The 14,666-nt window shown below is 62.0% G+C and carries 12 protein-coding genes; 11 read left to right on the forward strand and 1 reads right to left on the reverse strand.

Features of this window, described 5'->3' with window-relative positions:
* Positions 1-48 precede the first annotated feature (48 nt).
* The gene (gene cysQ / locus ACT6VE_RS00050) at positions 49-855 is read right to left on the reverse strand and encodes a 3'(2'),5'-bisphosphate nucleotidase CysQ (RefSeq protein WP_444797420.1); all 807 of its coding nucleotides are present in this window, start codon (positions 853-855) and stop codon (positions 49-51) included.
* A 179-nt stretch (positions 856-1,034) separates the two neighbouring features.
* On the opposite strand from cysQ, the gene ACT6VE_RS00055 reads away from it, so the two are divergent.
* The 11 genes from ACT6VE_RS00055 (at position 1,035) to ACT6VE_RS00105 (ending at position 14,629) form a co-directional block, all read left to right on the forward strand.
* Complete coding sequence (locus tag ACT6VE_RS00055; protein ID WP_444796600.1) at positions 1,035-2,285, forward strand: sarcosine oxidase subunit beta family protein; 1,251 nt, start codon at positions 1,035-1,037, stop codon at positions 2,283-2,285.
* Positions 2,286-2,292: 7 nt separating this feature from the next.
* Positions 2,293-2,568, forward strand: coding sequence for a sarcosine oxidase subunit delta (locus ACT6VE_RS00060; protein WP_444796601.1), 276 nt, complete (start codon positions 2,293-2,295; stop codon positions 2,566-2,568).
* On the forward strand, positions 2,565-5,522 hold the full coding sequence (locus tag ACT6VE_RS00065) for a sarcosine oxidase subunit alpha family protein (RefSeq protein WP_444796602.1): 2,958 nt from the start codon (positions 2,565-2,567) through the stop codon (positions 5,520-5,522). The genes ACT6VE_RS00060 and ACT6VE_RS00065 overlap by 4 nt, the downstream gene beginning before the upstream one ends.
* Before the next feature lie 10 nt (positions 5,523-5,532).
* On the forward strand, positions 5,533-6,087 hold the full coding sequence (locus ACT6VE_RS00070; RefSeq protein ID WP_444796603.1) for a sarcosine oxidase subunit gamma: 555 nt from the start codon (positions 5,533-5,535) through the stop codon (positions 6,085-6,087).
* A gap of 218 nt (positions 6,088-6,305) precedes the next feature.
* Positions 6,306-8,732 carry a GcvT family protein gene (locus ACT6VE_RS00075; protein WP_444796604.1) on the forward strand — a complete coding sequence of 809 codons (2,427 nt, stop codon included), beginning with the start codon at positions 6,306-6,308 and terminating at the stop codon, positions 8,730-8,732.
* A gap of 288 nt (positions 8,733-9,020) precedes the next feature.
* Positions 9,021-9,923: a branched-chain amino acid ABC transporter permease gene (locus ACT6VE_RS00080; RefSeq protein WP_444796605.1), complete on the forward strand. Its 903-nt coding sequence runs from the start codon at positions 9,021-9,023 to the stop codon at positions 9,921-9,923.
* A gap of 3 nt (positions 9,924-9,926) precedes the next feature.
* Positions 9,927-11,318 (forward strand): high-affinity branched-chain amino acid ABC transporter permease LivM, encoded by a 1,392-nt coding sequence (livM, locus tag ACT6VE_RS00085; protein WP_444796606.1) that lies wholly within the window; start codon positions 9,927-9,929, stop codon positions 11,316-11,318.
* Complete coding sequence (locus tag ACT6VE_RS00090) at positions 11,318-12,226, forward strand: ABC transporter ATP-binding protein (RefSeq protein ID WP_444796607.1); 909 nt, start codon at positions 11,318-11,320, stop codon at positions 12,224-12,226. The genes livM and ACT6VE_RS00090 overlap by 1 nt, the downstream gene beginning before the upstream one ends.
* Entirely contained in the window at positions 12,223-12,948 is a 726-nt protein-coding gene (locus tag ACT6VE_RS00095) for an ABC transporter ATP-binding protein (protein ID WP_444796608.1), read from the forward strand. Before ACT6VE_RS00090 ends, ACT6VE_RS00095 begins: the two co-directional genes overlap by 4 nt.
* A gap of 106 nt (positions 12,949-13,054) precedes the next feature.
* Positions 13,055-13,399 (forward strand): DUF6867 family protein, encoded by a 345-nt coding sequence (locus ACT6VE_RS00100; RefSeq protein WP_444796609.1) that lies wholly within the window; start codon positions 13,055-13,057, stop codon positions 13,397-13,399.
* 111 nt (positions 13,400-13,510) lie between these two features.
* The gene (locus tag ACT6VE_RS00105) at positions 13,511-14,629 is read left to right on the forward strand and encodes a branched-chain amino acid ABC transporter substrate-binding protein (RefSeq protein WP_444796610.1); all 1,119 of its coding nucleotides are present in this window, start codon (positions 13,511-13,513) and stop codon (positions 14,627-14,629) included.
* Positions 14,630-14,666 lie beyond the last annotated feature (37 nt).

Below are 14,666 nucleotides of genomic sequence, written 5' to 3' on the forward strand. Positions count from 1 at the left end.
GTTGAAGCGGTCCTTTTGTCGCCGGGCACTCCTCGTCCAGCAATCGGGTTATTTTGTGATCGATTCCGACGTCGCGCTCCAGCCCCCGCTCGCGGCGATGAAATTCGGGTTGGCGAAATCCGCGTCGTGCGCCTGGTTGCGCTTGCCGTAGAGCAGCGGTTTTCCATCCAGCGTGCGCGTTTGCCCGCCTGCGGCGCGCAGCACGGCATCGCCTGCCGCCGTATCCCATTCCATCGTGCGGCTGAAGCGGGGATAGACATCGGCAAGGCCCTCGGCGACGAGGCAGAACTTCAACGAGGAACCGATGGCGGTGCACGCGCCGATGCCGTTGTCCTCGAGGAACCGAGCCGTCTCCGGTGTGTCATGCGAGCGGCTGGCGACGGCGGTCGGTGGCGTGCCCCGCCCGCGGCAACCGATTGTTTTGCGGTCGCCGATCATGAGGCCGTCCGTCACCGAGAAACGCTCGGCATGGTTTTCCGCAGCCAGGAAGCCGATGGACAAGGCCGGGGCGAGAACGATACCGGCAACCGGTATGCCGTCGCGGATGAGGGCGATGTTGACGGTGAACTCGTTGCGGCCGGCGACGAATTCCTTGGTTCCGTCGAGCGGGTCGACGAGGAAGAAAAGTCCACCGGATATGTCCGGGACGTCGCCTGCCGCGACCGCTTCTTCGGCGACGATCGGTATTGCCGGGAAATGCTGCTTCAAGGCGGAGAGAATCAGCCGTTCGGCCTCTTCATCCGCCTCGGTGACCGGCGAGCTGTCGGGCTTGTACTGCACGGCCGGGCCGGCGCTGTGGATGGCCATGATGGCACGGCCGGCGGCCAATGCGGCGCTTTCCATCACCTGTGCCAGCTCTGCGAGGTCTATCTGCATGGTCTCATGGCTTAGACGCGACGCGACTTGAAAGCAATTACCAGGAAGCGTGAGCCACAGCGGTGTGGAAAGAGTTTCATGCGGCCGGCTGCGACGCTCTTCCGCCTTGCCGTTTTTGCTGCATATGCGAATGTGGGTTGACTGACCTGGGATCTCGCATGCGTTACTCTGCCCTTTCGATCTTTAAACAAGCCTTGGCCGGAAATCTCGGCTGGAAGCCCGCCTGGCGGGAACCGCAGCCGAAGCCGCATTACGACGTGATTATCGTCGGTGGTGGTGGGCACGGCCTTGCGACGGCCTTCTATCTCGCCAAGGAATTCGGCGTTCGAAACATCGCTGTGGTGGAAAAGGGTTATCTCGGCTCCGGCAATGTCGGGCGTAACACCACGATCGTGCGCTCGAACTACATGCTGCCCGGCAACGAGCCGTTCTACGAGTTCTCGCTGAAGCTCTGGGAAGGGCTGGAGCGAGAGCTCAACTACAATGTCATGCTGTCGCAACGCGGCATCATCAGCCTCTATCACAATGACAGCCAGCGCGATCATTATACGCGGCGCGGCAATGCGATGATGATGGAAGGCGTCGCGGCCGAGCAGCTCGATCGCGAGGCGCTGAAGAAGATGCTGCCATTCCTCAATTTCGATCATGCGCGTTTCCCGATTGTCGGCGGGTTGTTGCAAAAGCGCGCCGGCACGGCGCGGCACGATGCCGTTGCCTGGGGCTTTGCGCGCGGCGCCGACAGGCTTGGCGTCGATCTCATTCAGAACTGCGAAGTCACCGGTATTCGCCGGGAAAACGGCATGGTCACCGGCGTCGAAACGACGAAGGGCTTCATCGGCTGCAACAAGCTGGCGCTGGCGGCCGCCGGCAACACGTCTCGCGTCGGCGAGATGGCAGGGCTGAAGCTGCCGATCGAGAGCCATGTGCTGCAGGCCTTCGTGACGGAAGGGTTGAAACCCTGCATCGACCACGTCATCACCTATGGCGCGGGGCATTTCTACATCTCGCAGTCGGACAAGGGCGGACTGGTGTTCGGCGCGGAGATAGACGGCTATTCCTCCTATGCCCAGCGCGGCAATCTCGCGACGGCCGAGCACGTCATGGAGGAGGGGGTGACGATGATCCCCGGCCTTTCCCGCGTGCGGGTGCTGCGCGCCTGGGGCGGCGTCATGGACATGTCGATGGACGGCTCACCGATCATCGACCGTACGACCATCGAAAATCTCTATCTCAACTGCGGCTGGTGCTATGGCGGCTTCAAGGCGACGCCGGCCTCCGGCTTCTGTTTCGCGCATCTGATTGCCAAGGGTGAGAGCCATCATGTGGCGCGCGCACTGCGGCTCGATCGTTTCGAGCGCGGTTTCCCGATCGACGAGGCGGGTGCCGGCACCCAGCCAAACCTGCATTGAGTGAGTGATGGCAAGCCTGATTTCCTGTCCGCATTGCGGCGCGCGTCCCAAGGAAGAGTTTTCGATCCGTGGCGATGCGACGCCCGTTCGTCCCGCGCCTATGGCCGCCGACGAGGCCTGGAATGACTATATGCATGTCCGCGCCAATCCGCGCGGGCGCATCCGCGAGCATTGGCAGCATATCGCCGGATGCCGGCGCTGGCTGGTGGTGGAACGGGACAATTTCACCCACGAGGTGTTTTCCGTGAGCGATGCCGCAGCTGACAGAGGAGGCCCCCAATGACCGCTTCTCGTCTCGCCTTGGGCGGCCTTGTCGATCGCAGCCAGGCCGTGCAGTTCTCCTTTGATGGCGCGAACCTTTCTGGGCATGCCGGCGATACGCTCGCGTCGGCGCTGCTTGCCAATGACAGGCTGCTTGTCGGCCGCAGTTTCAAGTATCATCGCCCGCGCGGCATCGTGACCGCCGGCCCGTCGGAGCCGAACGCGCTCGTTACCGTCGGCAGCGGTGCGCGCCGCGACCCCAATACCAAGGCTACCGCCGCCGAACTTTACGACGGTCTCGTCGCGACGAGCCAGAACCGATGGCCGAGCCTTTCCTACGATATCGGCGCGGTGAACAACCTGATGTCGCGCTTCCTTTCGGCCGGCTTCTACTACAAGACCTTCATGTGGCCCGCCGCCTTCTGGGAAAAGGTCTATGAACCGCTGATCCGCCGTGCCGCCGGCCTCGGCCGCACGGACCTGCCGCGCGACCCCGATAGCTACGAAAAGAGCTGGGCGCATTGCGATCTGCTCGTCGTCGGTTCCGGTCCGGCCGGCCTTGCTGCTGCCCTGGTCGCAGCCCGTTCGGGCCTGCGCGTCATCCTGGCCGAGCAGGATTTTGTCCTCGGCGGCGCGTTGCTGTCCGAGACGACGCGGCTCGATGGCGAGGCGCCCTTCGTCTTTGCCCGTCGAGCGATTGATGAATTGCAGGGCAGCCCGAACGTCACGCTCCTGGCGCGCGCGACGGTCTTCGGCTGGTACGATGACAATGTCTTCGGCGCCGTCGAACGGGTGCAGAAGCATGGCACGATCGTCGACGCGGCAAAGCCTGTCGAACGGTTGTGGCGCATCGTGGCGAAACACGCTGTCCTCGCGACGGGTGCGGAGGAGCGGCCGCTGGTCTTTGGCGGCAACGACCGGCCGGGCGTCATGACGGCCAGCGCCGTCAGTACCTATGCCAACCGCTTCGGCGTCGCCGCGGGCAAGTCGGTTGCCGTTTTCACGAACGGCTCTTCCGGCTATCGCACCGTTCAGGATCTCACGTCGCAGGGCATCGCGATCGCGGCAGTGATCGACACGCGGCCGAATGCTACCGATAGGGTGCCGGATGGCATCCGGCTCATTCGCGGCGGGTCAGTCGTCGATACGAAAGGACGTCAGCGTATTCGCGCGGTCGTCACGGATCGAGGCGGCTTTGAAGAACTGCTGGCTTGCGACGCCGTCGCCATGTCAGGCGGCTGGAGCCCGGTCATTCACCTTGCCTGCCAGCGCGGCGGCAGGCCTGTGTGGTCGGAAACCCTTCAGGCCTTTATGGCACCCGAGGCGGGGGCGGGCCTGGCGATGGCTGGTGCCGCGGCGGGACACTACCGCCTGTCCGAATGTTTCGAGGACGGCGCGCGTAAGGCTTCGGCCATAGTCGAGGCGCTGGGGCGTCCGGTTGCAGGTTTCGACGGTCCAGCTGTCGGCGAGGAAATCGATCCCTCCTTCACGTCGCTCTGGTCCGTGCCGGGTGCTAAATCGAAAGCTTTCGTGGATTTCCAGAACGACGTGCATACCAAGGATCTGGGCCTCGCCGTGCGCGAGGGCTTTGGTCATGTCGAACACGCCAAGCGCTATACGACGGGTGGCATGGCGACGGACCAGGGCAAGCTCGGCAATATCAATGCCATCGGCATTCTGGCAGCAATGCGCGGCGTCAGCCCCGCAGATGTCGGCACCACGACCTTCCGGCCGTTCTACACACCCGTTTCCTTCGGAGCCCTTGCTGGCACGTCCGTCGATGAACACGCCATGCCGACGCGCCGTTCGCCGCTGCATGGCTGGGCGGCTCGCAATGGCGCGGTCTTCATTGATGCCGGGCTGTGGTACCGCTCCTCCTGGTTCCCCAAGGCGGGCGAAAAGACCTGGCGTGAAAGCGTCGACCGCGAAGTGCGCACCGTGCGTGAAAACGCCGGCCTCTGCGATGTTTCTACTCTTGGCAAGATCGAGGTTTTCGGGCCGGATGCGGCCGAGTTCCTCAATCGGCTCTACTGCAACCCCGTGCTGAAGCTGCCCGTCGGCAAGGCCCGTTACGGCCTGATGCTGCGCGAGGATGGCATGGTCTATGACGACGGCACGGTGAGCCGGCTTGGCGAGGCGCATTTCCTCGTGACCACGACGACGGCCATGGCGGGCGGTGTACTCTCGCATATGGAATTTTCCGCGCAGGTGCTCTGGCCGGACTTGCGCGTGCGCTTCCTCTCCGTTTCGGATCAGTGGGCGCAGATGTCGATCGCCGGTCCAAAGGCGCGCACCATTTTGCAGGCCATTGTCGAAGACGATCTTTCCGATGCTGCCTTTCCCTTTCTCGCCGCCCGTGAGGTTCGGTTGAAGGGCAATCTGAAGGCGCGGCTTTTCCGCATCTCTTTCTCCGGTGAGCTTGCCTATGAACTGGCGGTGCCGGCCGGCTATGGCGAGGCGGCGGCCGATGCGCTGATGCGGGCGGGCCAGCCGCACGGCATCTGCGCCTACGGTGTGGAGGCGTTGAACGTTCTGCGCATCGAGAAGGGCCATGTTACCCACGCCGAACTCGACGGCCGCGTGACGCCGGACGACGCCGGCCTTGGGCGCATGATGGGCACCGGCAAACCGGATTTCATCGGCAAGCGACTTTCCACCCGTTTTGGCCTTACGGCGGCCGACCGTGGCCAACTCGTCGGCCTCAAGGCGCTGGAGGCGGACAAGGATTTTCGCGCGGGGGCGCATCTTCTGAAGGATGGTGCCAAGCCTTCGACGCTGAACGACCAGGGCTGGGTCAGCTCTGCCTGCTTCTCGCCGACGCTTGGCGGCTACATCGCACTCGCCTTCCTGAAATCCGGGCGCGAGCGTTTCGGCGAAAAGATCGTGGTCTGGGATCAGCTGCGTGGGGTCGAGACCATGGCGGAAGTCTGCGCCCCGGTCTTCGTCGATCCGGAAAACCGCAAGCTGATGGCGTGAGGTGAGAGCGATGGCTTACGACTATCAAGCGGTACATGCACTGGACGGCACGATTGGAGCAGTTTCCGAGCGGCGGGCCAACCATCTCGCTGCCCATCGCGCAACGGCGATCGCCATGGTTCTGGCGGCGCCCGGCCAGACTGCCGAGGCGGCGGGCATTCTCGTTTCGACCGGCGAGTTCGAGGTGCGTTTTGCCGGGCCTGGCGAATGGCTGGTGCTGTCTGATGTGCATGCGCCGGAAACGCTTGCCGCAGAATTGTCTGTTCGCGCCGGTGGTTTCGCCTTCGTTATCGATCAGAGCCATGGCCGCGTCGCCCTGACGCTCTCTGGCCCGGATGCTGCGCGCATCCTGGCCAACGGCATTGCCGTCGATCTTCATGGGGATGCGTTCCCGGTCGGCCGGGCGGCGAACGTGCTGTGCAACCACCTGTCGGTCAACCTCGCCCGGACCGATGCACAGAGCTTCGATCTCGTCGTCATGCGCAGCTTCGCGGAGGCGTTGATGGGCGATCTCAAGGTCATGGCACGCAGCCACGAGCTGTCGGTGGATTTCGCGACGCGCTGAGACAGGCATGCCGGAGCGGGGGCAGCGTCACGATGCAGCACGCTGGCATCGTGAATCCGTCTTTTCACCGCGCGGCGACCTCAATCCCGACACCCGAAATCGGCAAAGCGACATGAGGTTTCGCACCACGGGCTTGTAGGGCCTCCGGGGGACAAAATAGGCTGTGTTTCGTCCGCAACACACAGTTCCCTTCAACCCGCCGAAAGCCGGAGTTTTTCATGAAGAGCCATGCAAGGGTCGTCGTCATCGGGGGCGGCGTCGTCGGGTGTTCCGTCCTCTACCATCTCACCAAATTCGGCTGGACCGACGTCGTGCTCGTCGAGCGTTCGGAGCTGACTTCCGGATCGACCTGGCATGCGGCCGGCGGCATGCACACGATCAATGGCGATCCGAACGTTGCCAAGTTGCAGAAATACACGGTGGAGCTTTACAAGGAGATCGAGGAATACTCCGGCCAGGATATCGGCCTGCACATGACCTCCGGCATGATGCTGGCATCGACCAAGGATCGGTTCGACTGGATGAAGTCGATCCTCGCCAAGGGCCGCTACATGGGCCTCGACGCGCATCTTTTGACGCCGAAGGAGGCGCATGAGCTGATGCCGTTGCTCGATCCCGACCAGTTCGTCGGCGCGGTGTTCGACCCGGTCGAGGGCCATCTCGATCCCTACGGCACGACGCATGCCTATGCGAAATCGGCCAAGAAGAACGGCGCCGACATCTACCTGCACACCAAGGTGGAAGACCTCGTGCAGCGCGAGGACGGCAGCTGGCGTGTCATCACCAACAAGGGCGAGATCATCGCCGAACATGTCGTCAACTGCGGCGGCCTGTGGGCGCGCGAGGTTGGCCGCATGGTCGGGCTTGAACTGCCGGTGCTCGCCATGGAGCACATGTACCTCATCACCGAGGACATGCCCGAGGTCATCGAGTTCAACCAGACGCGCGGCAAGGAACTGATGCATTGCGTCGACTTCGATGGGGAGATCTATCTCCGGCAGGAGCGCAACGGCATGCTGATGGGCACCTATGAAAAGGCCTGCCGCCCGTGGTCGCCGCTGAACACGCCGTGGGATTTCGGCCATGAGCTGCTGGAAGAGGATATCGAGCGCATCACGCCGGAGCTGGAAGTCGGCTTCCGCCACTTCCCGGCCTTCAACAAGGCCGGCATCAAGAAGGTCATCAACGGCCCCTTCACCTTCTCGCCGGACGGCAACCCGCTCGTCGGCCCGGTGCGCGGCATGACGAACTATTGGTCGGCCTGTGCGGTCATGGCCGGCTTCAGCCAGGGCGGTGGCGTGGGCCTCGCGCTTGCCAACTGGATGATCCACGGGGATCCGGGCTTCGACGTCTTCGCGATGGACGTTTCCCGCTACGGTGATTTCGCAACGCTCGGCTACACCAATGCCAAGGTGCGTGAAAACTATTCGCGCCGCTTCTCGATCCGCTATCCGAACGAAGAACTGCCGGCCGCCCGCCCGCTTTTGACGACGCCGATCTACGACAAGCTGAAGGGGGCGGGTGCCGTCTTCGGGGCGTCCTACGGTCTGGAGGCGCCACTGTGGTTTGCGCCGAAGGGTGTCGAGGATCAGTTCTCCTGGCGTCGCTCGACGGATTTCGAGACGGTGGGCGCAGAAGTGCGCGCGGTGCGCGCGAGCGTCGGCCTGATGGAGACCTCCGGCTTCGCCAAATATGCGGTGAAGGGGGAGGGTGCCGAAGCCTGGCTCGACGGGCTGCTGACCTGCCGCATTCCGGCGACGGGTCGCATGACGCTGGCGCCGATGCTGAAGGACGACGGCAAGCTCATCGGTGATTTCACGCTGGCGAAACTGGGCGAGGGGGATTTCCTGCTCATCGGCTCCGGCATCGCCGAAGACTATCACATGCGCTGGTTCGAGACGCACCTGCCGAAGGATGGATCAGTGACGCTCGAAGCGCTGAACCTCGGGCTCGTCGGCCTGGCGATTGCCGGCCCGAAGGCGCGCGACGTGCTGCAGAAGCTGACACATCAGGACCTTTCGACCCCGGCCTTTCCCTTCATGGCCGTGCGGAAGATGGACCTTGGCATGGCGCCGGCGATCGTCGGACGTGTCAGCTACACGGGTGATCTAGGTTATGAGATCTGGATGAAGCCGCAATACCAGCGCTATCTCTACGACCTGATCCTGGAGGCCGGTGCCGAGTTCGGCATCAAGCTCTTCGGTCTCCGGGCGCTCAATGCGCTGCGCCTCGAAAAATCCTATGGCAGCTGGTCGCGGGAATACCGCCCGCTTTATGGCCCGCTCGAGGCGGGGCTGGAGCGTTTCGTTGCGGTCGGCAAGGGCGCGGCGTTCATCGGCAAGGCTGCGGCAAAGACCGAACGCGAATCAGGTGGCGCGCTGCGGCTGCGCACCTTCATCCTTGAGGCGAAGGATGCGGACGTCATCGGCGACGAGCCGATCTATCTGGACGGCGCGGTGCGCGGATGGGTGACGTCGGGCGGTTATGCCCATGCGGCCGGCGTCTCGGTTGCCGTCGGCTACGTGCCGAAGGAGATCGCGGACGTCGAGACGGGCTGGTCGATCGAGCTCCTCGGAGAGGTGCTGGCGGCCCGCTTGCAACCGGAGCCGCTCTTCGATCCGTCCGGCGCGAAAATGCGCGGGTGATTTGATACGGATCATGCAACGCGATGTATCAAATTGATACATCGCGTTTTGCAGCTTTCGTGCACTATTTTGCACAAAAGTACGGTTTTTCCTGCCGTTTTTTTGGTTTCTCTGGCGTTAATTACGTCATTTAACGCTTCTTGCTAAAGAAATTGTCGATCGGGACTTTTTTGGCTTCCCTTTTGTCTCGAAAGCGGTATGGAATCTCCTTGTCTAAACAAGCTCAAAAATGAGCGTCAAGAACAAGAGATGTGGCCTATCAGGAACCGCATCCGGGGGATTATATATATGGAGTACTTCGTCCAGCAGCTCGTCAATGGGCTGACGCTTGGATCTATTTATGGTTTGATAGCCATCGGCTACACCATGGTTTACGGCATCATTGGCATGATCAATTTCGCCCATGGCGATATCTTCATGTTGGGTGGATTTGCCGCTCTCATCGTCTTCCTTGTCCTCACGACGACGTTTGTCGGCCTTCCGGTCGTGCTTCTGTTGTTGATCATGATCGCCGCGGCCATGCTGACGGCGTCCTTGTGGAACTGGACGATCGAGAAAGTGGCATACCGGCCGCTGCGTGGTTCGTTCCGTCTGGCGCCGCTGATCACCGCAATCGGCATGTCGATCGCGCTGTCCAACTTCATCCAGGTGACGCAGGGTCCGCGCAACAAGCCGATCCCGCCGATGGTGTCTTCGGTCTACAACGTCTACGGCATCTCGATCTCGCTGAAGCAGATCATCATCATGGTCCTCACGGTCACGTTGCTCACGGTGTTCTGGTACATCGTCAACAAGACCTCGCTTGGCCGCGCCCAGCGCGCGACGGAGCAGGATCGCAAGATGGCGGCGCTGCTCGGCATCGACGTCGACCGGACGATTTCCGTGACCTTCATCATGGGCGCCTCGCTCGCTGCGGTCGCCGGCACCATGTACCTGATGTATTACGGCGTGACCGTCTTCACCGACGGCTTCATTCCGGGCGTCAAGGCCTTCACGGCGGCGGTTCTGGGCGGCATCGGCTCGCTTCCGGGTGCTGTTCTGGGTGGTCTGCTCATCGGGCTCATCGAGAGCCTGTGGTCCGCCTACTTCACCATCGACTACAAGGACGTTGCGACGTTCTCCATCCTCGCCATCGTCCTGATCTTCAAGCCGTCCGGTATTCTCGGACGACCGGAAGTCGAGAAGGTTTGATCCATGTCCAACATTTCGAACACTCCTGAGCGCGCCGGCGGTAACCTGACGGCGCAGGCTCTGCGCGAGGGCTTTTATGCCGGCATCATCTCGCTCGGCCTCTTCGTCCTCTTCGTTGGTCTCGAAACCACGCAGAACATCCGCAACGAGCTTGTGCTCAACCAGCGCTGGGGTCTGCTGGCGGTCTTCGTGATCGTTGCCGCCGTCGGCCGCTTTCTTGCCGTCGCCTATCTCCGCCCGTGGCTGGCTGCCCGCAAGGCCAACGCTGCCGCAAAGCCGGAAACCGAAGGCGAACAGAGCTTCTTCAAGCGTAACCTGAGCACGATCGCCATCGTTGTGCTGCTCATCTACCCCCCACTCATGGTCATGATCTTCGGGGTACAGGGCTCGCTGAAATGGGTCGACAACTTCGGTATCCAGATCCTCATCTACGTGATGCTGGCCTGGGGGCTGAACATCGTGGTTGGCCTCGCCGGCCTGCTCGATCTTGGCTATGTCGCCTTCTATGCGGTGGGCGCCTATTCCTACGCGCTCCTGTCGCAATATTTCGGCCTGTCCTTCTGGGCGCTGCTGCCGCTGGCCGGCATCCTTGCCGCCTTCTGGGGCATGATCCTCGGCTTCCCGGTGCTGCGTCTCAAGGGCGACTATCTCGCCATTGTCACGCTCGCCTTCGGTGAGATCATCCGTCTCGTCCTGATAAACTGGACGGAAGTCACCAAGGGAACGTTCGGCGTCTCGGGCATTCCGAAGGCTTCGGTTTTCGGCATCTGGTCCTTCGACGTCAGCGCACCGAACAATTTCGCCAAGGTCTTCGGCCTGCCGATGTCCTCGGCCTACTACAAGATCTTCCTGTTCTATCTCATCCTGGCGCTGGCATTGCTCACCGCCTATGTGACGATCCGCCTGCGCCGCATGCCGATCGGCCGCGCCTGGGAGGCGCTGCGTGAAGACGAGATCGCCTGCCGTTCGCTCGGCATCAACACGGTGACCACGAAGCTGACGGCCTTCTCCATCGGTGCGATGTTCGGCGGTTTTGCCGGCTCCTTCTTCGCCGTGCGCCAGGGCTTCGTCTCGCCGGAGAGCTTCGTCTTCCTCGAATCGGCCATCATCCTCGCCATCGTTGTTCTCGGCGGGATGGGGTCTCTCATCGGCATTGCCATCGCCGCGGTGGTCATGGTCGGCGGCACCGAGCTTCTGCGTGAGATGACGTTCCTGAAGGCCATCTTCGGTCCGGAATTCACACCGGAACTCTACCGCATGCTGATCTTCGGTCTGGCGATGGTCGTCGTCATGGTCCTGAAGCCGCGCGGCTTCGTCGGAAGCCGTGAACCGACAGCCTTCCTCAAGGAGCGCAAGGTCGTCTCCGGCAGCTTCACCAAGGAAGGGCACGGCTGATGGCGCCCGAGACCAACATAGCGACGAACACGATGACGAAAGATCCCATCCTCACGGTCGAGCATCTCTCGATGCGCTTTGGCGGCCTCATGGCCATCAACGACCTTTCCTTCGAGGCATACCGCGGCGACATCACGGCGCTCATCGGCCCGAACGGTGCGGGCAAGACCACGGTGTTCAACTGCGTGACCGGCTTCTACAAGCCGACCATGGGCATGATCACCATGCGCCAGAAGGCGGGCAAGGACTTCCTTCTCGAACGCATGACCGATTTCGAGATCACGCGTGATGCCAAGGTGGCGCGTACGTTTCAGAACATCCGGCTCTTCTCTGGCCTGACGGTTCTCGAAAACCTGCTCGTCGCCCAGCACAACATGCTGATGAAGGCGTCGGGCTACACGATCCTCGGCCTGCTCGGCTTCCCGACCTACAAGAAGGCCGCGGCGGAATCGATCGAGATCGCCAAATACTGGCTCGACAAGGCAAGCCTGACCGAGCGTGCCGACGATCCGGCGGGCGACCTGCCTTACGGCGCGCAGCGCCGTCTGGAAATTGCCCGCGCCATGTGCACGGGGCCGGAATTTCTCTGCCTTGACGAGCCGGCAGCCGGCCTCAACCCGCGCGAGTCGCTGGCGCTCAACGAACTCCTGCGCTCCATCCGGAAAGACAGCGGCACGTCGATCCTGCTCATCGAGCACGATATGTCCGTCGTCATGGAGATCTCCGACCATGTGGTCGTGCTCGAATACGGGCAGAAGATTTCCGATGGCACGCCGGACCATGTGAAGAACGATCCGAAGGTTATCGCGGCCTATCTCGGTGTTGAAGATGATGAGGTCGAAGAGGTGATCGAGGAAATCGAGGTGATCGCGGAGAGCACAGGCCCGCAGGGAGATTCGCACTCATGAGCGATACGCTTCTCAGCGTCCAGGGCGTGGAAACCTATTACGGCAACATCCGCGCACTCGCGGGTGTCGACGTCGAAGTCAAGAAGGGCGAGATCGTCTCGCTGATCGGCGCAAACGGCGCCGGCAAGTCGACCCTGATGATGACGATCTGCGGCAGCCCGCAGGCGCGCACCGGCATGGTCACCTTCGATGGCGAGGACATCACGCGCCTGCCGACGCATCTCATCGCACGCCGCCGCATCGCGCAGTCGCCGGAAGGCCGCCGCATCTTTCCGCGCATGACGGTCTACGAAAACCTCCAGATGGGCGCGAGCCTCGACAATCTGAAGTTTTTCAACGAGGACGTGGAGAAGATCTTCACGCTCTTCCCGCGTCTCAAGGAGCGCCAGGCCCAGCGTGGTGGCACGCTTTCGGGTGGCGAACAGCAGATGCTCTCCATCGGCCGTGCGCTGATGGCGCGTCCGAAGCTGCTTCTGCTCGATGAGCCGTCGCTCGGCCTCGCGCCGCTGATCATCAAGCAGATCTTTGACGCCATCAAGGTCCTGAACGAGGAGCAGGGGCTGACCGTGTTCCTCGTCGAGCAGAACGCCTTTGCCGCCCTCAAACTCTCCAACCGGGCCTATGTGATGGTCAATGGAAAGGTGACGATGAGCGGGTCGGGCAAGGAGCTTCTGGCCAATCCGGAAGTGCGTGCCGCCTATCTCGAAGGCGGGCGCCACTAAGGCGGCGGCACACGGTCCCCCGCGGGATCATGTGCAGATGCAGGAAGTTACAGCGACCTTTGCGCGTCATGAAATGATGCGCGGCGCTGTAAGGGGAGATAAGAAAATGCAGGGAATTCTCTACGAAGAACCGTCGATCTGGCAGTTCCTGTTCATTACCGTCATCATGGGCGGCTGGACCGCGTGGCGCACCGGCAAGAGCGTTGCGGAGAACTGGCAGAACTACACGACGCTGCTCATCTACGTCCTGCTTCTGGGCGTCGCGATCCGTTTCATCCATCACGCTTTGTTCCATGGCAGCATGCTGACGCTGCAGTACTATGTCGTGGACACCGCCGTGCTTTTGTTGTTTGCTACGCTCGGTTACCGCTTTTACCGCACGCGGCAGATGACCAGCAATTACTACTGGCTCTATGAAAAGGCATCGCCTTTCTCCTGGAAGTCAAAATAACAAAGGGAACTCCGCAGCCGGTTCTCGGCTGCGGCATAGCGATATCGGCGCAATGAATGCGGGTGTTGCGACCGGTTGAAACGAACCCGCTATAAATCTGGGAGTAATAATATGAAGAAGTCTCTCATGTCGGCCGTTGCTTTGGCTGCAATGGTCGCATTCAGCGGCAGCGCCTGGGCCGACATCCTGATCGGCGTCGGTGGTCCGCTGACCGGTCCGAACGCTGCCTTCGGCGCACAGCTGCAGAAGGGCGTCGAGCAGGCTGCTGCCGACATCAATGCAGCCGGTGGCATCAACGGCGAGCAGATCAAGGTCGTGCTCGGCGATGACGTGTCCGACCCGAAGCAGGGCGTATCCGTTGCCAACAAGTTCGTTGCTGACGGCGTAAAGTTCGTTGTCGGTCACTTCAACTCGGGCGTTTCCATCCCGGCTTCGGAAATCTACGCCGAAAACGGCGTCCTGCAGATTTCGCCTGCCTCGACCAACCCGACCTATACCGAGCGCGGCCTGTGGAACACCTTCCGTACCTGCGGTCGTGACGACCAGCAGGGCGCCGTAGCCGGTGCCTTCATCGCCGCGAACTTCAAGGACGGCAAGGTTGCTGTCCTGCATGACAAGACGCCGTATGGCCAGGGTCTTGCCGACGAAACCAAGAAGGCGACGAACGAAGCCGGCATCACGGAAGTGATCTATGAAGGCGTCAACGTCGGCGACAAGGACTTCTCGGCGCTCATCGCCAAGATGAAGGAAGCCGGCGTAACGGTCGTCTACTGGGGCGGCCTGCACACCGAGTTCGGCCTCATCGAGCGTCAGGCTGCCGACCAGGGCCTGAAGGCGCAGTTCATCTCGGGCGACGGTATCGTCTCGAACGAACTGGCTTCCATCGCTGGCGACGCCGTTGACGGTACGCTGATGACGTTTGCTCCGGATCCGCGCAAGAACGAAGCTGCCAAGGACCTCGTCGAGAAGTTCCGCACAGCTGGTTTCGAGCCGGAAGCCTACACGCTTTATGCTTACGCTGCCGTTCAGGTTATCGCTGAAGGCGCCAAGGCTGCCGGCGGCAACGACCCGCAGGCCGTTGCAGAAGCCATCAAGGCGAAGGGCCCGTTCAAGACCGCCATCGGCGAACTCGGCTTTGACGAAAAGGGCGACATCACCCGCCCGGACTACGTTCTGTACACCTGGAAGAAGGGTGACGACGGCAAGTACACCTACTTCCAGAACGAGTAGTCATTGTTTACGGAACGGGCGGTGCATCGACGCCGCC

The organism is Shinella sp., from assembly GCF_052438155.1.
Classification (GTDB): Bacteria; Pseudomonadota; Alphaproteobacteria; order Rhizobiales; family Rhizobiaceae; genus Shinella.